This is a genomic window from Hyphomicrobium nitrativorans NL23, from assembly GCF_000503895.1.
GTDB lineage: Bacteria > Pseudomonadota > Alphaproteobacteria > Rhizobiales > Hyphomicrobiaceae > Hyphomicrobium_C > Hyphomicrobium_C nitrativorans.
In genome coordinates this window covers 25,244-46,705 of the sequence record NC_022997.1, presented here as the reverse complement: position 1 = coordinate 46,705, position 21,462 = coordinate 25,244, and the positions used below count along the sequence as shown (strand labels likewise).

The following is a 21,462-nucleotide window of genomic DNA, read 5'->3' as shown; positions in this document are numbered from 1 at the left end:
ATAAAAAAAGCGCGAGGGAGTCGATCCCTCGCGCTTTTTGTTTCGAGATTTTTATCTCAGCGCTACTGCGTCGCCGCGGCGGCAGCCTCGTGCCGGAAGAACGCGTCGACGCGCATGCCGGTGAGCAGCGGCGGCGTTCCGTCGAGCCCGATCAGTACTTCGAGAACTTCCACGTCCGTCGGACGGCGCGGACCGCGCGACGTGATCCGGGGCGCGCCGAGCGCCGGCGCGATTTGCGTGACGACACCCTCGAACTCCTGGTCCGGGAATGCGTCGGCGCGGACCACGACGCGCTGGCCGATGCGGATGCGCGTCACGTCGCGTTCTTCGACCTCCGCGCGGACGCGAAGGCTGGAGATGTCGCCGAACAACAGCAATGCCGCATCGGGAGACGGCGCGGCCATCTCGCCGACCTTCGCCCACACGTTGAGAACAGCTCCGTCCTGCGGCGCGCGCACGCGCGTCTTTTCGATGGCGTGCACCACCTGGGCGACCTCGGTCCGCGCAATCGTGAGCGAGGATTCGAGTCGGGTTGGTAGCGGCATGTTCGCGTTCTCAGCGAGCTTTTCGAGCGCGGCGCGGTCGTCGGCTTCCTTCTGCTCGGCTTCGGCGAGCGCTTCGCGGGCCTTGGTCAGTGCGTCCGCATCTGCTTCGTCGGCCCGGTGCTGGCGATACACGTCGTCCGCCGCCATCAGCGCGCGGAAGCTGGCCCGTTCGGAAGCGTAAAGCGCGTCCTCGGCCTTCCGCCGGTCGAGGGCGGGGCCCGTCGCAGCGGCTTCCTCGACGTCCTCGTCACGCTCGCGCACGCGAACTTCTGCCTCCGCCTCTGCCGCGATCAGCTTCTGCATGAGATCGCTGCTGTCGAGGCGGACGAGCAGGTCGCCACCGCTCACGCGGTCGTTCGTGGTGGCGATGACCTCGACGATCCGGGCCGGAATTTCGGCCGCGATCCGGACTTCGCCCCCGGAAGGCTCGACACGCCCGGTGGCCGAAGCCGCCCACACGGGCCGGAGCGTGGACGTGTTGGCCGCGTGTGCGGAACCGCCCGTCATCTTCTGGGCGTGCGAGCCGGGCGTACTGCCGACGAGCTGGTTCAGCAGCACGCTTGCCGCGATGGCAAGCACCGCGGCGATAGCCACGGTGTAAAAGGTGGGGTCGAGCTTACGCATTTGCTTTTCGCCTCTTTGTCAGGTCGGTGATCTCGGGCGCGTCGAGGCCCTGCGGCCTGCGCTCCTCTCCGACGATGAGTCCGTCCTCGATACGCACGACGCGGTCGGCATATCCGAGTGTTCTGGGATCGTGTGTCACGGCCAGCACGCAGCGATCCTGCTCCTTGGCGACGCGCGCGAGCAGCGCCATGACCGCATGCCCGTTCTCGCTGTCGAGCGCCGCCGTCGGCTCGTCCGCGAGCACGACGGAGGGCTGAGCGGCAATCGCGCGGGCAACCGCCACGCGCTGCTGCTCACCACCCGACAGGTTGGACGGGAAATTCCGAAGTCGATGCCCCAACCCGACGTCGCGCAGCACTTCCTCGGCACGTCGCGCGGCCGGATAGCCCTTCTGCCCGATCACATCGAGCGCGATGCGGACGTTCTCGAACGCCGACAGCGTCGGGAACAGGTTGTACGACTGGAAGATGAAGCCGATGTGCTTGCGGCGCAGGTTCGCGAGTTCTTCCGCCGTCTTGCCCTCCGTCGACTCGCCCGCCACCCGCACGATGCCGGATGTGGGAGTGAGAATGCAGCCGAGGATCGAGAGCAGCGTCGTCTTCCCGCTGCCCGAAGGGCCCATCAGCAACGTGAGTTCGCCCTTGGCGAGCGCAAGGTTGACGCCCTTGAGGGCCACGACCTTGCCGGCCCCCTTGCCGAGTTCCTTGACCACGTTTTCGCATTCGAGGACGGGCGTGTTTTTCGTCATCTGCTGAACACCGTGGCTGGATCGATGCGGGTGACTTTCATGATCGCCGAGATCGCGGACACGCCCGACATGAAGAGCGTGAGGCCGAGCAGCGCCACCGCGAGCCCCGGCGTCATGACGAGGGGCAGCGGCGTATTGCGGCTGATGTAGAGAATGCCGAGAGAGATGAGTATTCCGAGCACGTAGCCGATCACGGCCGAAAGCCCGGCCTGCGCGAGAATGACCTTGTAGATGTATCCCGACGACGAGCCGAGCGCGCGCAGCGTCGCGAACTCGTTGAGGTGATCCTTCGTGCTCGAATAGAGCGTCTGCGCCACGATCACCGTGCCGACGAGGATGCCGAGCAGCGCGCCGCCGATGAGCGCGAGACCGGCGCCGGTGCGGAACAGCCACTGGCTGAGGCTCCGTTCGTGGAACTCTTCCTTGGTCAGCACCTCCGCGCCGTCGAGCCGCTTCAGAAGCTCCTGGCGAACGACTTCCACATCCGTGCCCGGCACAAGCTGCACGAGGTAAAACGAGGCCCTGTCGCCGTCGACGCCGAGCAGGTTGCGCGCGCGCTGCAACGGCGTGAACACGTAGGGAGACTGGGTGAACGAGCGGATGCGATGCGTCAGCGCCTTCACCTTCACGCGGCCGGTGCCGATCTGGGCCGTATCGCCGATGCCGTCGATGCCGAGCTCGCGGAAGTAGGTGTCGTCGGCGGAGACCGCGTCCGGCGACTTGATGTCCTGCCACGTGCCGTCGACGAGCGACCATGGCGCGAGCCCGCCGTCTTCCGCATCCGTACCGACCACGACGACGCGGGTCGAGCCGCCCTCCGCCTTCCGCCATTCCGCGAACGAGACGACGAGCGGGACCACGGCCTGAACGCCCGGTGTGGCGAGAGCCTGGTGGCGTTCTCGCGAGGTGAGAAGAATGCCGCCCTCCTCGAAGCTCTTGGCGTCGAACGCGGTGATCCAGAGTTCGCCGTTGGAGCGCTCGATCATGTCGGTAATCATGCGGCTGGAGCCGAGATACATGCCAAGCTGGATCGCAACGAGCACGATGGAAAACAGGATGCCGACCAGCGTGACGGCAAGCCGGATTCGGTCATGGAAGAGATTACGGAACGCGAGCGTGAGGATCATCTTCTCAGCAACCGATCGGGTTGACGGATACGGGGACTTGAAATGTCGGGTCAGGCCCGCTGGGCGCATCGGGCTCTGTTGAGGCCCGTCCGTGCGCCCGGCTTCCAAGCTCTGATCGAGGTCGTCTTCGTGAGCCGGAATATAGGTTATGGTCCAGGCTCACACTACCCTTCTAGCGCGGTGGCATTCAAATCAAAGTGCCGGGGCAGAAAGATGGTAAGTCTAAGCCTTGCCTCTTGATGTCCTTCGGAGCATGGCTAATAACGTACTGATAACGTTACGTTCCGTGTTTTCGCCGTTTTTGGTTGCAGAGTCGAGATCCTGCGACGATGAGACACCGCGGCCAGACCCGCGGCGCAGGGTGCGTTGAAAAACAGCACGAAACTAGGCTGTGACGCGGTCACGGCCGAATTATCGGGTTCCTTCATGATCGAAAGAACGTTTGCCCTTATGGGCTTTGCAGCGCGGCTCCTCCCGGCAGCCGTCGTTGGTTTGGTTGCCGTGTCCACCGCGAGCCATGCTCGTCCGGAACTCGGCCTCTGGTACGATGACTCCGGAGACGGTGCCGTCGAGATTTACATCTGTAACGACGACCCTAATCGCCTGTGCGGCCGCATTGCGTGGCTCAAGGATCCGCTGACGGCAGAGGGCACGCCTAAGCACGATCGCTACAACCCGAAACCGGACCTTCAGAACCGCCCGATCTGCGGCCTGCCCGTCATCGGCAACCTGGGTCTGATGAGAGACGGCACGTTCGACGGCGGCTGGATCTACGATCCAAAGGCCGGCAAGTCCTACAGCGTCGCGTTGCAACTCGCCTCGCCCGATCAGCTCGTCGTCACCGGCTATCTCGGCGTGAAGATGATGGGCAAGTCGTTCAATTGGCGCCGGGCCGGCCCAGAGGTGCAGCCTTGTGATGGCCTACCGCCAGCCTGACGCTGACCCCAGAGCCATTGCGGAAGAACAACGAAAAAGGCCGGGCATTCGCCCGGCCTTTTCAATATCGTCGGCATGAAAGCGAACGATGGGCGCTACTCGGCGACGCCGTTCCCCTTGAGGAAACGCGAAACGGCGGCCTTCTCTTCGAGGCGTTGCGTGAGGCGCTGGACGAAATCCACCGTGCGGTCGACGACGACCGAGCGCTGCCGGTCGAGCGTGACCATGTGATAGCTGTCGTCCAGGACGGTGACGTCCACGAGCCCGCCCAGCTTGCGCTGGAGTTGGAAGGCGTTCGAGATGTCGCTCTGATCGTCGCGACGCGGATGGAAGATAACGGCCTGCTGCGAGATTTCGCCGAGCCGGCGCTTAACATCGCGCGCAAGCCGCGTGAACTCCCAAACCAGCCCGCCGCCGCGGCTGAAGAGATCCTCCATCGACCGTCCTTCGCTCTTGAAGGAGTCGATGACGAAATTGCGAATGCGCTCGTCCTTGATGCCGAAGGGCGCGCGCTGCTTGAAGCGCATCAAAGATGCGACCCACTTGTGATAAACGAGCCGGAACAAGTTGAAGGTCAGCGGAATGGCCCAGCCGTTCGGCTTCATCGTCGGCGCGAAAAGGATGAGGCCGTGAACGTCGTTGGCGCGTTCGCGCGCGAGCCGGAGCGCAAGCATCGAACCTGCAGAGAGGCCGCCCACGATGACGACGTCGCAATGGGCTTTGAGTTCGTCGTGCGCTTCTTCGATCGCCTGATACCAATCGCGCCAGGACGACAGGCCGGAGGGATCGGTGCCGCCACCGAGGCCCGGTACGAGCGGGCAGTAAACCGTGTAACCCTGTCGCGCGAGACCTTGAGCAACGAACCTCAACTCGATGGGGTTGCCGCCAAGGCTATGCACCAAAAGCACGCCAACTTTGCCACCGGGAATGACGAGACTGCCACGGTAGGCGTTGATTTTTTCGTTCTTGCTCATGCTGTTAGGTTAACTCGCTGTTACGCGCCAAGAAGAATAAACCCGATTGAGAAGGAAATGCCAAGTGTTCAAAAGGCGTCCTCTCACAAGGTCTCAGGATCGTTGCGTCCTTGGTTGCCTCTCCGCGTCGTTATTTTTTGGCGTCGTACCGGCCCGCAAAACGCATGGCGCACCCCGTGAGGGCGAGGATCGCAATCGTCTCGGCAGCCGGAATGCCCCGCTGCACGGCCGGAGCTTGATGCCCGTGAATCCGTCGCTCGACACCCTCGGTGCCGCGACAATGAGAAGGGCTCGTCCGCACTGCCGTCCTCAAGGCCCTTACCTGCAACTCTCGCGTCGTCCTTGCCTATGAGGCCATCGGTCGCAAGGTAAACAGAGCGCGCCCTGAGGCACCCCGCAGGCCGGTTTTGCCCATCGGTCGGCGCTCGGTGTCGAGGGTTGGTGCGGCGGAAATGTGACGTGTGCTGTGTCGAAACCACGGTGGGACATCGGTGAACGGAGGCGGCGAAAGCGAGAAGCCTATGATCGTTCCGGGCGATAGCCCGAGGATGAGTTCGCGATTATTCCCGCCGTGGCCAGATTGTCGCATCCCCCGCTCGGGCGTGGAATAGCACACCGGGAACGATGGGACGAAATCCGGGACCCATTCCACCGAGATGTCCGAAAAGTCACTGGCCACAGGGCGCGTCGCGCGTATAGTAAATTTCGGATCGGCGCCATCGCTTCTCCGCGCAAGGAGTCCGGGGCCACTGGAGTTGACGACCGTTGCTGAGTGTCCTGCGCCCCGCTGTCTCGGCGTTGCTCGTCGCTGCGATTTCTGCGCCGTTTCTCCAATCCGCGCTTGCCGCCGCCCCTCCCATGACACGGGCCGACTATGAGGCCTGCCAGTCCGCCGACGAGGCAGGCTTCCGCAAAGCCATCGAAGCCCTGTCGCTGAAAGCCCTGCAAGCTGGCGTCAGGACGGTCGATTACCGGGCGACGGTAGACCGGGAATGGCGCCGCGCCGGCATGGACGATCTGCTCGTCAAGCGCGTCGATCTCGCAATCGAGGAAGTGCGCAGCGAAACGAGCTGGGCAGGCCTCGCGCAATCGCTGATCGACACCGAGAAGGCGCAGAAGATGGCGGCCGAGGTCGCCGAGCGCGTTTATCAGTCGGAGCCGATGCGGGTGGCCGTCGAAAGTCTCGCGACCGGCGTGGGCCAGGAGGTCGGCCGCGCGCTCGAAAGTGCGTTGCAGGACGCAGCGAGCCCCGCGGTCGAATGCATGCGGGCGTTCCTTGGCCAGCGCTACGGCACGACGGTTGCGGGTGTCGTCTCGCGCGACGTGGAGCGCGATTTCGGGCTGGATTCCGTTGCGGGTCGCGCGACGGTCTCGTCTGGCGCAGTCATCCAGCAATCGGGAGAGGGCATTGCAGGTGCGGCCCTCGTGCTCATGCGCCGTCAGCTTGCCAACCTGACGGCGCGCATCGGCCAGCGGCTCGCGGGCTCCATCCTCGCCCGCCTCGTGTCGGTCGCGGCGGGCGGCGTCGGCGTGGTGCTGATCGCCAAGGACATCTGGGAGCTGCGCAAAGGCGTGCTTCCGATCATCTCGGAAGAGATGAAGTCGGAAACGACGAAGAACATGGTCAAGGAGGAACTGGCCAAGACGTTCGACGAGCAGATGACGAAACATCTGCCCGAGATCGCTTCCAAATCGGCGGATCGCGTGATCGAGATCTGGCAGAGCTTCCGCAACGCCCATCGCCAGGCGCTGGATTTGGCCGCGCGCAATGAGGATTTCCGCGCTTTTCTCGATACCGTGCAGCCCGCGCAACTCGCCCGCCTCGACGAGGTGATGGCGCTTGTCCTGGCGTCCGGCGGAGAGCCGGGCGTGCTGCGCCGCCTGGGAGACGGCTCTTTGAACGAGGCTGTCCGCTTCCTGCTTGAGCCCGCGATGACGATTGCGCGCGAAACCCGTTCCATCGATGCGGCGCTCGGTTGGTCTCAGCTTGCGGGCGACCGGCTTCCCGCAGTGATCGAGCACGGCGTTTACAAACGCGCCGATCATGCGGGCTTCACGCGCGCCACGCTCACGCAGCTTCTGGCGCTTAACGATCCGATGGCGATCGGCCGCCTTGCGGCGCTTGAACCCGCAGCGCGCGAGCGTTTGTTCGGCCTCCCGGCGGCGGACCTGAGACGGCTTGCGCGCGGCTTCTCGGAAGCCGAGCTCGATACGCTCTCGCGCTATCTCGTGGGGCTCGATCCGGAGCCGCGCGACCGCATCCTGAAAGCCGTGGCCGCAACGCCAGGCAAGATGCAGCGGCTCGCGTCGTCCCGTGTCCGCGATGGCCTGATTACGAGCCGCGATCAGGCGCGAGCCGTCGATATGATGCTGCGCGAGGGGAGCGGCGGACCAAAAGCCATCCTTGCCGATGCAGAAGCCGCGTGGGAGGGGCAAGTCTCGCCCATCCTGCTGTGGGAGAAGCACCCGCTGCCTGTGGTCGGCCTCGGGTTTGCGGTGCTCGTGCTGCTTTTGATGCTGCGCCGCCTGTTCCGCCCTCGGCGCAAAGCGGCCCCGGCCCAGACGACGGCGTAAGCGGACGGATTGCCGTGCCGTTCTCTCCGTCTGCGGCACCCTTGGGCCCCGCAATTGACGGGCCTCACCCGGCCTCATAGGTTGCGCCCTCGCATTCCGTTTATGGAAAGGATTGCTTCCATAAATGGAAAGTTCCACCAACGCCGAAAGCCACCACCTATGTCCGAACCGACGCTCGATCCCGCCCTCGCCGAAGTGCTAGGCGACGCTAAGGCCTGGCCCTTCGAAGAAGCGCGCCGGCTCATTGCGCGTCTCGACAGGATCAAGGGCGGCAAGGACAAGACGGTTCTGTTCGAAACGGGATACGGGCCGTCCGGCTTGCCGCACATCGGCACCTTCGGCGAGGTTGCCCGCACGACCATGGTCCGCCACGCCTTCACGATCCTGACCGGAGGCAAGATCGCAACGCGGCTCCTCTGCTTCTCCGACGATATGGACGGCATGCGCAAGGTGCCGGACAATGTGCCGGACCGCGCTGCGCTGGAACCCTACCTCCAGCTCCCGCTCACGTCCGTGCCGAACCCCTTCGGCGGTGATTACAAGAGCTTCGGCGATCACAACAACGCCATGCTCCGCCGCTTCCTCGATACGTTCGGCTTCGACTACGAATTCGCGAGCGCCACCGAATACTACAAGGCGGGCCGCTTCGATGAGGTGCTGTTGCGTGCGGCCGAGCGCTATGACGACATCATGGCCGTCATGCTGCCGACGCTGGGCGCCGAGCGCCGCGAGACCTACAGCCCCTTCCTTCCGATTTCGCCCATATCCGGCCGCGTGCTCTACGTGCCGATGAAGACCGTCGACGCCAAGGCGGGGACGGTGACGTTTGCGGACGAGGACGGCCGCGACATCACGGTGCCGGTCACGGGCGGAAACGTAAAGCTGCAATGGAAGCCGGATTTCGGCATGCGCTGGGCCGCCCTCGGCGTCGATTTCGAAATGTTCGGCAAGGATCACCAGACCAACGCGCCGATCTACGACAAGATCTGCAAGATCCTCGGCGGCACCGCGCCCGAGCATTACGTCTACGAGCTGTTTCTCGACGACAAGGGCGAGAAGATTTCGAAGTCGAAGGGCAACGGTCTCACCATCGACGAATGGCTGACCTACGCTTCGCCCGAAAGCCTCGCGCTCTTCATGTTCCAGAAGCCGCGCACGGCGAAGAGGCTCTACTTCGACGTCATTCCGCGCGCGGTCGACGAATACCTGCAACTGCTCGCAGCCTATCCGCGCCAGGAGGGCAAGGCGCGGCTCGATAATGCGGTTTGGCACATCCACAACGGCAATCCGCCGTCGCACACGGTGCCGGCCGGCGTCACGTTTGCGCTGCTTCTCAATCTCGTCGCGGCGTCGAATGCGGACGACAAGGCCGTGCTGTGGGGCTTTATCCGCCGCCACATTCCAGGCGCGAGCCCGGAAGCCTATCCGCTGCTCGACGAGTTGGCCGGATACGCCGTGCGCTATTACGCCGATTTCGTGAAGCCGAAGAAGCACCACCGCGCACCCGACGATGTCGAGCGGGGGGCCCTCGAAGCACTGTCGCAAGCGCTCGCGAAAGTTCCAGCGGATGCGCCCGCCGAGGATCTGCAAACCGTGCTCTACGATGTCGGCCGCACGATCCCGCGCTATCAGGACCTGAATGCCAAGGGCGCGACGCCGGAAAAGCCCGGCGTCTCGAACGCGTGGTTCAACAGCATCTACGAAATCTTGCTGGGCGAGAGCAAAGGCCCGCGCTTCGGCTCGTTCATCGCGCTTTACGGCATCGACGAGACGCGGGCATTGATCGACGCCGCGCTGAAGGGCGAACTCGTCTCGGCCGATCCGGTCCAAGCGTAACGCAACGCCCGCACGGGCAATCTAAAGCTTGATCTCCCAATCCTTGAACAGCACGCCGATCAACGTTTCCGTCCGCGCCAGGATGCGGTCCGGCGTCCAGTCCCGCTCATCCGCCACGTGCTTCGAAAGAAGGAAGCGGGAATGCGCGAGAATGGGTTTCTTCTGCGCCCAGTCGAGCGTGTCGGCCTGCTGATTGTCTCCGGGTGCGAGGAACGTCAGGTTGCCGAGGCGGTGCGTATAGCGCTGCACGGCCTCGCGCGAGGCGAAATGCGTCCGCCAGCCGCTTTTCGGCGCATACCCGCGCGGCAGAATGTGCTCGATGGTCACCGAGTTGCGCTCGACAGGCCCCGTGTCCTGCCCGAGCGCGATGCTGATCCGCCGCAGGACGCGCCCCGCGTAATGCTTGGCATCGAACGAGGTGCTGCGCAGGTTGAAAATCGCCGCGTCCCGCAGGCGCGGCGTTACATCGAGTTCCGTCATGTGCGACACCGTCACGCCGCGGTCGATCTCGCCCATGAGGTGAAGGATCCGCGTATGCTGCTTCGTCGGATCGAAGCCCGCGATCCGCATGATCCACACGAGCCGTTCGAGCCGCTTGAAGAATAGCAGGGTTTCTTCCGGGCCCCGCGCCTTTCCCATCCACAAAAGCGCAGCGGGAACCCAGAGCTGCGGATCGATCCACCGGCAGCGCTCTGCAAGCTTGGGTATGGGAGATGTGTCGCTCGGCTGCCGAAGCGAGGCGAGACGCTCCGCAGCGGGGCGCAATTCGGTGTCGAGGAATGTGTGTCCCGCGCCTGCGACGTTGAATTTGAACGTATCGGCAATGTCGATCTCGACCGGCTTGCCGCTGAGGCGCCGCCGCTTGAGCAAACGGATATGTCCGAGCAACGCGTGCATATCGGTTGCGCCGAGTGCGGCTTCGCAGTTTTCCCAGATCGTCTGGCAGGCCGCGCGCTCTTGAGGCGGCACGATGGCGAGCAGGCTGAACTTGGCCCGATCCGACTTGGAAAAATCGACGCGCGTTTCTTCTTCGGTGCGGAGCAGGCTCCAGGCCTCGTCCTCGTCTTCGAGGGACGAGACGATCACGCAGCACCGCTCCGCAAGATAGCCGATGAGCGCGCGCCGAAGTTCCGGCGTGTAATCTCCGCCCGAAAGCTCGGCCCTGAGCGCGTTGCGATTTTCGATGATGTTGCGCTCGCTTTCGGAGAGCGTCTCGAAATCGACGGCGGGATCGATGGCCGTCGCTCCGGGTGCCTGCACGTAGCGCTCGCAGAACGCCGCCATCACGTCCTGCGTGCTGAGGCGCAGGTCGTCGCCCCGGATGAAGCCGTGAAGGCGGCCTTGGAGTTTCGGGTCGCTTTCGAGGTCGCGCAGCACGGCGAACAGAAGCGTGAGTGACATCACGCGCTGATGGCCGTCGACGAGCGCCGCGTCCGGCGCCTCTGTCTTTTTCGCCACCATGAGCTTGCCGAGGAAATACGGGCGTTGCCCTTCGTGCCGACGCATAGCGCCCACGATGTCGGAAAGCAGGCGGCCCACTTCGGGCGTCTGCCAAGCATAGGCCCGCTGAAAATAGGGCAGTCTGAAATGATACGCGTCTGAAAATAAGTCCCCGAGGGGGACAACGCTCACCGAAATATAATCGTGCACGAGGGAACTTCCCTTAACTTCCTTTTCTCTCGGACGCAGGCCTCCTTCTCGCGTTGTGAGAACGCGAGTGGAACGTTGCATTGTCCGTGAGCCCGCCCGTCGAGTGACCTTTTCGTAGTGGGGGAACGCCCCTCCGCATCCCACCCGCACAAAGCTCTGAATACGATATGCGCCATCCGCTGGTGCGCGGTGGATTTTACACCACATCGACCGTCGGAGAACACCAGAATACGTCTGGCGCGAATGGCGGAGGCCGGACATAAAGTCAAGGCGGGTTCGGATTGCAACGGAAGTAGCGGTCCCGACCCCGGGACGGCGGACGGAAACAACGCGATGATATTCAAGATTGTCGGGCGGGAAGACTGGGACGCGGCCTCGCGCGAGGGCGTCTATTGCGGCTCGCCCGACGACGTGCGCGACGGCTTCATCCATTTCTCGACGGCGGAGCAGCTCGTGGGCACGGCCGCTCGCCATTTTCGGGGCGTCGATGGCCTCGTACTCGTCGCGTTCGACGACGAAACCTTGGGCGAAGCGCTGAAGTGGGAGCCGTCACGGGGCGGCCAATTATTCCCGCATCTCTATGGCTCCCTGCCCACAGGCCTTGCGCTCTGGACGCGGCCGATGCCGCTGGACGCGGACGGCGTTCCCCGCATTCCGGAGGATATCGCAGCATGTTGAGGGCGCTTGCCGGTCTCGCGCGCCCGATGCTCTTCGCGCTGGAGCCCGAGGCCGCGCACGAGGTCACGCTGCGCGCGCTTGAGCACGGCATTTATCCGCGCGCTTCGTCGGTCCGGCATCCCGTGCTCGAAGTTCCCCTTTGGGGCCTGACATTTCCCAATCCGCTCGGCGTCGCCGCGGGCTTCGACAAGGATGCGCGGGTTCCGGATGCGGTGCTCGGGCTCGGCTGCGGATATGCCGAGATCGGCACGACCACGCCGAGACCCCAGCCCGGCAACCCGTCCCCGCGCGTATTCAGGCTGATTTCGGAACGCGCCGTCATCAACCGCCTCGGCTTCAACAACGCCGGACACGCCAAGGCGCTCGAACGCCTGAAGGCACGTCCCGCGCGCGGCATCGTCGGCGTCAACATCGGCGCCAACAAGCAGAGCGCAGATCGCGCTGCCGATTACGTCGCCGGCATCGAGGCGTTCTATGATGTTGCAAGCTATTTCACCGTCAACATCTCGTCGCCGAACACGCCCGGCCTGCGCGACCTCCAAGCGCCCGCGGCCTTGGACGAGCTTCTCGGCCGGGTCATGGCCGGGCGCGCGGCGAAGGTTGCGGCTGGTAGCCCGAGCCGCCCCATCGTCGTAAAAGTTGCGCCGGACCTCGCGGAGGAGGATGTCGGGCCCATCACCGAGGCGCTGGTCCGCCACGGCGTGGATGGCATCGCCGTCTCCAACACGACGCTCGCGCGGCCCCACGGTCTTGCGGATCGGGCTGCGGCGGAGGCGGGCGGCCTGTCCGGGCGTCCGCTGTTCCACCGTTCGACCGTCATGCTGGCGCGGGTTTATCAGGCGACGGGCGGTAAAGTCCCGCTGATCGGCATCGGCGGCATCGACAGCGGCGAGACCGCGCTCGCCAAGATCGAAGCGGGCGCCAGCCTGCTTCAGCTCTACACGGGGCTCATCTACGAAGGTCCCGGCCTCATCGGCCGCATCACCGCACGTCTCGCGGAGGCATGTCAGCAGCGCGGCGTATCGTCCATTATGGATCTCGTCGGAACCCGCGCCGCCGAATGGGCCGCCAAGCCGCTCGATTGAGGAGGCGGATCAGCTCTCGTTCCCACCCTTCGAGCGGCTTGCGGACACGACGCGCGTAATCAGCCAGATCGGCACGACGATCAGCGCGCCGAGCAGCAGATACTGCAGCAGCCATTCGACCGCGCCGAACCCGAGGTCGTAGATGTTGCGCAGGAGTTGGTTGATCCGGTCGAAGAAGTTGCCGAGGTCGATGCCGAGCGCGCTCAGGACGATGCCGACGGCGATCGAGATCAAGGCGAGGCGGATCAGGACCCCGACCGGGTTTCCGCCGAAAAACGTGTTACGATCCATGAGGCTGACTTCCATGCGCGAACGGAGCGAGACGGGCTAACCCTCTAGCATGGCAGAGCCTCTGAGCGAAGGGCGTCTTGCGTGGGTGGCGTATCGGAGAAGGCGAAGGGCAAGCGGGCGGCAGGAAAAAGCCCGCCGCAGCGGGCGCAAAAAAAGGCGACATCCGGGGCAGCCGCGCGCCCCACGCCGACGCTTCCAGCGCCGTTCACGGATTGGTTCAGCAGGCGGGGCTGGCGTCCGCGCGACCATCAGCTTGCCCTCTTGGAACAATCGCGCGCCCGCCGCTCCACGCTGCTGATCGCCCAGACCGGCGCGGGCAAGACCATGGCGGGCTTCCTGCCGAGCCTGATTGCCATTTCGGATACGCCGCGCCGCCGCGCAGGCGAGGCGGGCAGCGGACTCCACACGCTCTACATCTCGCCGCTCAAAGCGCTGGCCGAGGACATCGCCCGCAACCTCGTCGCCCCCGTTGCGGAAATGGGCCTCAACGTGCGCATCGAAACGCGCTCGGGCGATACGTCCACCGCACGGCGCGCACGCCAGCGCGTGAAGCCGCCACATATCTTGCTCACGACTCCGGAGCAGGTCGCGCTCATGCTGTCGAGCGAGGACGCGGGCTACGTGTTCGGCAACCTCGACACTGTCATCCTGGACGAATTGCACGCGCTCGCGCCCTCGAAGCGCGGCGATCTCTTGGCGCTGGGGCTGGCGCGTCTGAACACGTTGGCGCCGAACCTCATCACGCTCGGGCTTTCGGCAACGGTCGCACATCCGTCCGAGCTTCGCAGCTATCTCCGGCCGCAGACCGCGCCGGAACGGATCTGCGAGATGTCGGATCTCGTCGTTGCCGCCGGTGGCGCGGATCCGTCCATTGCAATCCTGGAAATCGAGGAGCCGGTGCCGTGGGGCGGCCATTCCGCGCGGTACGCGATGGCCGAGATCTACCGCGCAATCGAGCGCCACCGCACCACGCTCGTGTTCGTCAACACGCGGATGCAGGCCGAGATGGTGTTCCAGGAGCTCTGGAACCTCAACGAGGCGGCGCTTCCCATCGCGCTGCATCACGGCTCGCTCGACAAGGCACGGCGTCTCAAGGTGGAAGCCGCCATGGCGAGCGGATCGCTCCGCGCCGTCGTGGCCACCTCCACGCTCGATCTCGGCATCGACTGGGGTGACGTCGATCTCGTCGTGAACGTCGGCGCGCCGAAGGGGGCATCGCGCTTGGCGCAGCGCATCGGCCGCGCCAACCACCGGCTGGACGACCCTTCGGCCGCCCTTCTCGTGCCCGCGAACCGCTTCGAGGTGCTGGAGTGCCGGGCCGCTCTCGATGCCGCCAAGGCGGGTGAGCAGGATGCTGTCATTGCACGCTCCGGTGCGCTGGACGTGCTGGCCCAGCACGTGCTCGGCACCGCGTGCGCCGGGCCTTTCCATCCAGACGCGCTCTACAAGGAAGTGCGCATGGCGACGCCTTACGCCAACCTCACGCGCGCGCGCTTCGACCGCGTCGTGGAGTTCGTGTCCACCGGCGGTTACGCCCTCAAATCCTACGAGCGTTTTGCGAGGCTCCGCCCCACCGGCGACGGCCGCCTGCGCCTCGCGCATCCCTCGCTCGTCCGCCAGTACCGCATGAACGCGGGCACCATCGTCGAAGCGCCGATGATCAAGGTGCGCCTCGTCGGCCGCCGCCGTGCAGGCAAGACCGGACGACCGGATGCGCAGCGCCCGCTCATGGGAGGCCGCGTGCTCGGCGAGGTGGAGGAGTACTTTGTCGAGCAGCTCTCGCCGGGTATGACGTTCGTGTTCGCAGGCGAAATCCTGCGCTTCGAGGGCCTCGCGGACACGGAAGCCTACGTCACGCGCGCCCCCGGCGCCGACGCCATGATCCCGAGCTACGCGGGCGGCAAGTTTCCGCTCTCGACCCATCTCGCCAAGCGCGTACGCGCCATGCTGGCCGACAGCAGGCAGTGGTCCGACCTGCCCACGCCCGTCGCGGACTGGCTGCGTTTGCAGCAGGACGCCTCCGCGCTCCCCGGCGTGGACGACGTGCTGATCGAAACCTTCCCGCGCCGCGGACGGCATTTTCTCATCGCCTATCCGTTCGAAGGCCGCCTCGCGCACCAGACGCTCGGCATGTTGCTCACACGCCGGCTCGAACGCGCCAGCGCACGCCCCCTCGGCTTTGTCGCCAACGATTACGGCCTCGCCGTCTGGGGCCTCGGAGACCTCACGGGGCGGATCGCGGACGGAAGCCTCGATCTCGCGGATCTGTTCGCGGAGGATATGCTGGGCGACGACCTCGAAGCCTGGCTCGCGGAAAGCAGCCTCATGCGCCGCACCTTCCGCACCGTCGCCGTGATCGCGGGGCTGGTGGAACGGCGCTTTCCGGGTCGCGAGAAGAGCGGCCGGCAGGTCACGATCTCCACCGATCTCATCTACGACGTGCTCCGCCGCCATGATCCCGGCCATATTCTGCTGGAAGCCGCGTGGGAGGATGCGGCCACCGGCTTGTTGGACATCGCCCGTCTCGGCCGATTCCTGGCGCGCATCCGCGGGCGAATCAGGCATCAAGCTCTGGAGCGGGTTTCTCCGCTCGCCGTGCCGGTGCTGCTCGAAATCGGCGTCGAGCCGGTTGCCCGGCTGACGCGTGAGGATCTTCTGCGAGACGCGGCCGCGGAACTGATCGCGGAAGCCACTGCAAATGCGGGGACACACGAAACGTGAGAAACGCGACGCAGCTTCTGGAACTCAAGCCCGAGCGCCTCGATGTCGGTGAGTTCAGCCGCCAGCCGCTTTCGGTCTCCGGCCTCGCCTTCGTCGCCGACGTTTCGGGCGCCCTCTATTGGCCGGCCGAGAACGCACTGATCGTCGCCGATCTGCATTTCGAGAAGGGGTCGGCCTTCGCCGCGCGCGGCCTCATGCTGCCGCCCTACGATACGTCGGCCACCCTCGAACGCCTCGCCGCGACGCTCGATGCCTATAACGCCGAGACGGTCGTCTGCCTCGGCGACAGCTTCCATGATAACGGCGCGGACGGGCGTATGTGCGCGCAGGATCGCGAGACGCTCGCGATCCTGCAGGAAGACCGCGAATGGATCTGGATTACCGGCAATCACGACACGGTCATTCCCGAGTGCTTCGGCGGCCATGTGCTGCCGGAGCTGAACGTCTCGGGCCTCATCTTCCGCCACGAGCCGGCGCAAGGCCGTGTCACGCATGAAATCGCCGGCCACTTGCACCCGGCCGCGCGCGTGTCGTTCCACGGCCACGTCATCCGTCGGCCCTGCTTCGTCGGCAACGGCAATCGGCTCGTGCTGCCCGCCTTCGGCACGTACGCGGGCGGGCTCAACGTGCTCGACGACGCCTTTGCGCCGGTCTTCGGCTCGGATGGTGTTTCGGTTCTGGTGATGGGACAGGAAGGGCTTTACCCGATCGCCTCGCGTCTTCTGAAAGAAGACTGACCGCGCGATCCTACACAGCCGTCTTGCGCCGGAATGCGGCCGAGGCGAGCAGTCCCGCGATCACCGCGACCATCACCGTGAACAGGCCGTAGAGCGCCGGGTGGCGCATCGCGAACCAGTAGATCCAGAGTTCCAGGCCCTCCCGCTCCAGCCGCACCCGCTGCTGGAATGTGCTCAGCACCTCGCCTTCGCGGAAAAGATAAACGCGCGCGGTCAGCGGCCCCACGGGAACATGCGCCGGCAACGCGATGGAGGCGCGAAACAAGCTTTTGCCGATGAAGATCACGGCATAGTCGGCCTTGAGATAGAGCCCGTCCTGCTCGCGGCGGCGCACCACCGCCTCCTTGAAGCTCTTGGCTTCGGCAGGCTCCGTCCGGATCGCGGAGCGGGCGGCGGGTGAAAGCCGCACATAGTCGAGCCCGATCGCGTGCGCTTCGAGAAACCCTTCCTCCGCGATCTCCTCGATCGGCCGGGTCGACGCGATGGCATAATAACTCGGCGCGCTCTCGAAATCGAAGGAGTCGGTGTTGACCCACAGCCCCGCCACGTTGGATTTCCGCCGCGCGACGACCGGCTCCGGCACGCCCTCCAGCACGACGATCACGTCGTAATAGCCTGCTTCCGCGCTCGGCTGGCGGCTGTTGAGCACGGAGCCGAAGACGACGATCTCCGTGCCCGTGAAGGCCGACGTGATGGCAATGGCCCGGCTGGAGACATCGGCTTCCACGGTCTCTCGCGGAAGCGGTTGCGGCTCGCCACGTCGGACATCCGGAGCGGGCTTCGGGTTGCGCTGGACGATGCGGCGCGACTCTTCGTGACCCCGCGCGAGGACCTGAGCGGTTGCTGCGTCCGTAAAATGCCACGCGCCGTTCGCAAGCACACCCGCGAGAACGAGCTGCAACGCGCCGGCCACGCAGAGTACGCGGAGACACCTCATGGCGTGCCTCCGAACGACGTGGTGATGCTGTAAAGGTCTTCCGGCGTCGCCACCAGATCCCAGCCGATGCGGATGCAGACGAGGAGGACGAGCGCTGCCAACAGAAACCGCAGTTGCTCGCCCTTGAGCCGCGCGCCCGCTGCCGCGCCGTACTGCGCGCCGATCACGCCGCTCACGATGAGAATGAGCGCAAGCACAACGTCCACGCTGTAGTTCTCGGTCGCATGCATCACCGTCGTCAGCGCCGCAACGAACACGATCTGGAACAGCGAGGTGCCGATCACCACGTTCGTGGGCATGCGGAGGAGATAGATCATCGCCGGCACCATGATGAAGCCGCCGCCTGCCCCGATAATAGCGCCGAGAAATCCCACGAACGCGCCGATAGCGAGCGGAGGAATGGCGCTGATGTAAAGCTTCGAGCGGTGGAACCGCATTTTGAACGGCAGCCGATGGATCCAGTTGTGCTGGCCGGAGCTGCGCGCAAGCGAGAGGGGCTGCTGAGTTCTCGCGCGCTGGATGGCCCCGGCCGCCTCGATCAGCATCAGCGTTCCGATCACGCCGAGGAACGTGACGTAGGCAAGCGCGACGAACAGATCGAACTGTCCCGCAAGCCGCAGGATGCGCACCATCTGCACGCCGATGACGGAGCCCACGATGCCGCCTGCGAGCAGCACCAGCCCCATCTTGATGTCGACGTTGTTGCGCTGCCACTGCGCGATGGCGCCCGAGACGGACGAAGCGACGATCTGGGCGGCCGCCGTGCCGACGGCGACCGGCGTCGGAATGCCGGAAAAGATCAGCAGCGGCGTGAGCAGAAAGCCGCCGCCTACGCCGAAGAGGCCCGAAAGGAATCCCACGGCGGACCCCATGCCCAGGAACAGCAGCACGTTGGCGGGCATCTCGGCGATCGGCAGATAGATATGCATTACGGAAAGTGGTGCTCGACCGGGCTCGCAGGGTGGGAAATCGATTTCGGCGCAGGGAAGCCTTGGGACCTATGCACGCATGAAATGCATACGGGGGCGTCCATGCCCCCGCATCGTATTGAACCTTGAGTGCAAGCGCCAGCCTTGCGACGCGGTCTTGCGACCGGGGGGCGGCGGAAGTCTTGCTGCGGCCCTCAGGTGCCGCTCTCCGCGCGCCGTTTCCAGTCCTCTCCGGCGGCGAGCGCGTCGTTGGCGAGGCGCGCGGGCATCCGAGGCTTGAAGGTGTTGACCTGTTGCTCTGCCTTTTTCAGCTCGCCAGCGGACATTTTTGCCTTGAGCGCATCGCGCAGCCCTCCGGCATCCGCGTCGCCGCCCATGGCGGCCAGCGCATACCACGTGTAGGCCGCGACGCGGTCCGCTGCGACGCCGAGGCCGTTCTCATAGAGCACGCCGAGATTGAACTGGCTGTCCGCAAGCCCGTGCTCGGCAGCTTCCGAGAACCAGTGCATCGCCGTCTTGTAGTCGGGCGCGTTCTGGTCGCCTGCGACGATGACCGCGAGATTGTGCATCGCCTTCACGTTGCCTTGCTCGGCGGCACGCCCATACCAGACGCGCGCCCGCGCAAGGTCTTTTTTGACGCCGAGACCCCGCTCGTAGAGCGTGCCCAGGCGATACTGAGACTGAGCGAAGCCCTTGGCGGCCGAGAGCTGATACCAGCGGGCCGCTTCCACGAAGTTCTGCGATGTGCCTTTGCCTTCGGCCAGCCGCGCACCGACTTCGAACTGCGCCGACGCATCGCCGTTGGCGGCAGCGAGGCGCAGCGAGAGCGGGCCCACCGTCGCGGGCGGCAGATCGAGCGCACCGTCGTGGCTCCTGCTCACGCCTGCTGAGGGCGCGGGGATCGTACCATGCGCGGCAACGGGCGAGACGGGATCGATGATCCGCCCTGTCTTCTCGGGAAGCATCGCGCCGGGCGTTTGCTTCGAGGCGATTGTCCCGAGCTGACCGGACAGCCCCGCCAGCACCTGCTGTTCGTAAACGCCGGCGACGGCCTCTTCATGCTGCGTCACTGCGGACGAGACGATGGTGGTGCCCGGCGGTGCGGACGCGGTATCGCCGGTCGGGTCGAGCTGCGGCGGGTTGAGGACGTCGTCCAACCCGCCGTAAGGCGTCACCCGATGATCGCCCGAGAGGCCGGTGTCCTGCTGCTGCCGGCCGTATCCGGCGAAGTCGGTGTCCAGGTCGTCGAGTGCGGAACGCTGTCCCGTGCCGGTGGAGTCGGAGGGCGGAGCATCGGCCCCATGCTCGATCGCGCCGGGCACGCTGATTTCAGGAACAGCCGGAACGGAGCTGTCCTTCCGCGTGAGAAGCAGAAGCCCACCATTGATCGCGACGACCAGCGCGAGAACACCCGCAATCAGCTTCGGCGAGGAACCGAAAAGACGGCTGGCACCGCCCAGGATCGCGTGGCGGCCGACGCCGCTCGGCGCCGGCTTCTCGTCCTCGAACTGCCACGCCGGTTGCGAGCGCTCCGACATCGCTTCGGCGCGGTTCGCGGCTGCCTTCATCTTGGCGCGGCGGGCATCGGCAACGAAATCGCGGCGGAGCCTTTCGATCGTCGAGTGGTTGTCTTCGTCCGGATGCTGCGTATCGCCGGCGGCGGAAACGTAAGACGCCGGCACTTCGGCCGGAGCGATCTCGTCCATGGCGTGCGCCGGTGAATAGTCGGCAAAACGCGTATCGGCCGGCATTTCGGGTGCCGCCCGCTGGGCCGAGAAGTGGCGCTCGATTTCGGCGATCTGGGTCTGGGGGTTATGGAAAGATGCAGCCGGCTGCGGCTCCTCCGCAAAGGCCGGAGCAGGCTGCGGCGGCAGGTGCTGCTGCTCGAACGTATCCATGCGGTCGAGCACGCGGACCAGCGCCTGCTGGAGCGTATCCAGCATTCCGAGCGCGGTCTGCTCGCTCTGGCGCTGCTCGCGCCGCGTGTCTTCCAGAAGCGCTTTGATTTCGTTGTAGCGATCGGCCTGCGCGGTGACGTGACCGTTGAGATCCTGCACCAGCGCCGATGCCTCGGTATTCGTGTGCCGCCGGTCTTGCAGCGAGGCTTCGATCAGCGCGGTGAGCTCCTGGTGACGGCGCGCGTGGGCCTCGTGGTTCTCCTGGCCGAGACGGGCATGGACTTCTTCGGCCGCCCGCATGGCGACCGCGTCGAGATCGGCTGCAAAGCGCGCGTTATAGTCGAGCAGCTTCGCCAGCCGCTCGTCCGACACCTGGTCCATGACCTGGCGCACGTCGGCCTCTATGCCGTCGAGGCGCTGCACGTGCCGCTCCAGATGCTGAAGTTGGTGGCCGAGGTCGCTCACGTGCTCTTCGATGCGGCGCAGCCCTTCGAGGTCGGCGCGTCGCACGACGTCTTCGAGGGCGAGATTGATATGGTGCTGGAAATGGTCGAGGCGTTCTTCGAGAAGCGCGATCGTCGTGCCGGGTTTGAGGTCCGAAAGCGTGCGCTTGATCCGCTGCGTCACGTCGTGGAAAGGCTGTCCGAGCCAGTCCTGCTGTGACGTCTCCTGCTGTGACGTCTCCTGCTGCGACGACGGTTCCTGGTGAGACGCGCCCTGATACGCGCCGCTCGCACGATACGCAGTAGGCGCGCCGCCGGCCGCCTGTTGGGTTTCGTACGTTTGCATCAGCGCTTCCGCGCTGGCCGCATCCCACGGTTCGTCGTGCCCAACCGCGCTGCCGTCGCTGCCCTGCGCCGCGTCGGCACCGGCGGAAGGCATAAGCTCAAGCGCGCGCAGGCGCTTGACGATGTGCTGAAGCGTATCGCTCTGGCGGCGCTGCGTGTCCTCGATCTCGCGTGCAAGATCCATCAGCGGCCGTCCGGGTCCTCCGGCCGCTTCGGGCAGGCCCTGGGCGCTATGCCACGCCGGCCAACTGTCTTGCTCTGAATGCAACATCAAGGGTCCCCACGAAGCGGTGCGACGCACGTACCGGCCGCTCCTCGGTGGGAGATGAAGGGCGGAACGATCCGCCCGCCATGCCGGCTGAACGCGTTTGAAGGGTCAGACGA

16 protein-coding genes are annotated in these 21,462 nt (G+C 65.3%); 7 read left to right on the top strand and 9 right to left on the bottom strand.

The window, feature by feature from the left end; all coding sequences use genetic code 11:
• Positions 1 to 62 precede the first annotated feature (62 nt).
• Genes W911_RS00195 through W911_RS00185 form a run of 3 tightly spaced genes read right to left on the bottom strand, consistent with a single transcriptional unit; the run spans position 63 to position 3,044 of the window.
• Entirely contained in the window at positions 63 to 1,169 is a 1,107-nt protein-coding gene (locus W911_RS00195) for an HlyD family secretion protein (protein WP_023785493.1), read from the bottom strand.
• Positions 1,162 to 1,917 (bottom strand): ABC transporter ATP-binding protein, encoded by a 756-nt coding sequence (locus W911_RS00190; RefSeq protein WP_023785492.1) that lies wholly within the window; start codon positions 1,915 to 1,917, stop codon positions 1,162 to 1,164. Before W911_RS00190 ends, W911_RS00195 begins: the two co-directional genes overlap by 8 nt.
• A complete protein-coding gene (locus W911_RS00185) occupies positions 1,914 to 3,044 on the bottom strand; it encodes an ABC transporter permease (RefSeq protein WP_023785491.1) in 1,131 nt (376 codons plus the stop codon). The genes W911_RS00190 and W911_RS00185 overlap by 4 nt, the downstream gene beginning before the upstream one ends.
• A gap of 426 nt (positions 3,045 to 3,470) precedes the next feature.
• Here W911_RS00185 and W911_RS00180 point away from each other — a divergent pair, with 426 nt between their 5' ends.
• Entirely contained in the window at positions 3,471 to 3,980 is a 510-nt protein-coding gene (locus tag W911_RS00180) for a DUF2147 domain-containing protein (protein ID WP_244438550.1), read from the top strand.
• Positions 3,981 to 4,075: 95 nt separating this feature from the next.
• On the opposite strand, the gene W911_RS00175 is transcribed toward W911_RS00180, so the two are convergent.
• A complete protein-coding gene (locus tag W911_RS00175; protein ID WP_023785489.1) occupies positions 4,076 to 4,954 on the bottom strand; it encodes an alpha/beta hydrolase in 879 nt (292 codons plus the stop codon).
• A gap of 765 nt (positions 4,955 to 5,719) precedes the next feature.
• Between W911_RS00175 and W911_RS00170 the strand changes: the two genes are divergently transcribed.
• Both W911_RS00170 and W911_RS00165 read left to right on the top strand, forming a co-directional pair.
• Positions 5,720 to 7,528: a hypothetical protein gene (locus W911_RS00170; RefSeq protein ID WP_023785488.1), complete on the top strand. Its 1,809-nt coding sequence runs from the start codon at positions 5,720 to 5,722 to the stop codon at positions 7,526 to 7,528.
• A 159-nt stretch (positions 7,529 to 7,687) separates the two neighbouring features.
• On the top strand, positions 7,688 to 9,364 hold the full coding sequence (locus tag W911_RS00165) for a lysine--tRNA ligase (protein ID WP_023785487.1): 1,677 nt from the start codon (positions 7,688 to 7,690) through the stop codon (positions 9,362 to 9,364).
• 21 nt (positions 9,365 to 9,385) lie between these two features.
• On the opposite strand, the gene W911_RS00160 is transcribed toward W911_RS00165, so the two are convergent.
• The gene (locus W911_RS00160; protein WP_158412808.1) at positions 9,386 to 10,996 is read right to left on the bottom strand and encodes a DUF262 domain-containing protein; all 1,611 of its coding nucleotides are present in this window, start codon (positions 10,994 to 10,996) and stop codon (positions 9,386 to 9,388) included.
• A 351-nt stretch (positions 10,997 to 11,347) separates the two neighbouring features.
• On the opposite strand from W911_RS00160, the gene W911_RS00155 reads away from it, so the two are divergent.
• Positions 11,348 to 11,692, top strand: a complete 345-nt coding sequence (locus W911_RS00155; protein WP_041316762.1) for a DUF952 domain-containing protein — start codon at positions 11,348 to 11,350, stop codon at positions 11,690 to 11,692.
• Positions 11,686 to 12,777, top strand: a complete 1,092-nt coding sequence (locus W911_RS00150; protein ID WP_023785484.1) for a quinone-dependent dihydroorotate dehydrogenase — start codon at positions 11,686 to 11,688, stop codon at positions 12,775 to 12,777. The genes W911_RS00155 and W911_RS00150 overlap by 7 nt, the downstream gene beginning before the upstream one ends.
• A 9-nt stretch (positions 12,778 to 12,786) precedes the next feature.
• Here W911_RS00150 and W911_RS00145 read toward each other — a convergent pair whose 3' ends face one another.
• Entirely contained in the window at positions 12,787 to 13,068 is a 282-nt protein-coding gene (locus W911_RS00145; protein WP_023785483.1) for a DUF6460 domain-containing protein, read from the bottom strand.
• 81 nt (positions 13,069 to 13,149) lie between these two features.
• Between W911_RS00145 and W911_RS00140 the strand changes: the two genes are divergently transcribed.
• The gene (locus W911_RS00140) at positions 13,150 to 15,789 is read left to right on the top strand and encodes a ligase-associated DNA damage response DEXH box helicase (RefSeq protein WP_023785482.1); all 2,640 of its coding nucleotides are present in this window, start codon (positions 13,150 to 13,152) and stop codon (positions 15,787 to 15,789) included.
• Positions 15,786 to 16,526, top strand: coding sequence for a ligase-associated DNA damage response endonuclease PdeM (gene pdeM / locus W911_RS00135; RefSeq protein ID WP_023785481.1), 741 nt, complete (start codon positions 15,786 to 15,788; stop codon positions 16,524 to 16,526). Before W911_RS00140 ends, pdeM begins: the two co-directional genes overlap by 4 nt.
• 10 nt (positions 16,527 to 16,536) lie before the next feature.
• Here pdeM and W911_RS00130 read toward each other — a convergent pair whose 3' ends face one another.
• From W911_RS00130 to W911_RS00120, 3 genes are all read right to left on the bottom strand, one after another.
• Entirely contained in the window at positions 16,537 to 17,463 is a 927-nt protein-coding gene (locus tag W911_RS00130) for a TIGR02186 family protein (protein WP_081717578.1), read from the bottom strand.
• The gene (locus W911_RS00125) at positions 17,460 to 18,392 is read right to left on the bottom strand and encodes a sulfite exporter TauE/SafE family protein (RefSeq protein WP_023785479.1); all 933 of its coding nucleotides are present in this window, start codon (positions 18,390 to 18,392) and stop codon (positions 17,460 to 17,462) included. Before W911_RS00125 ends, W911_RS00130 begins: the two co-directional genes overlap by 4 nt.
• Positions 18,393 to 18,586: 194 nt before the next feature.
• Positions 18,587 to 21,262 (bottom strand): tetratricopeptide repeat protein, encoded by a 2,676-nt coding sequence (locus W911_RS00120; RefSeq protein ID WP_023785478.1) that lies wholly within the window; start codon positions 21,260 to 21,262, stop codon positions 18,587 to 18,589.
• Positions 21,263 to 21,462 lie beyond the last annotated feature (200 nt).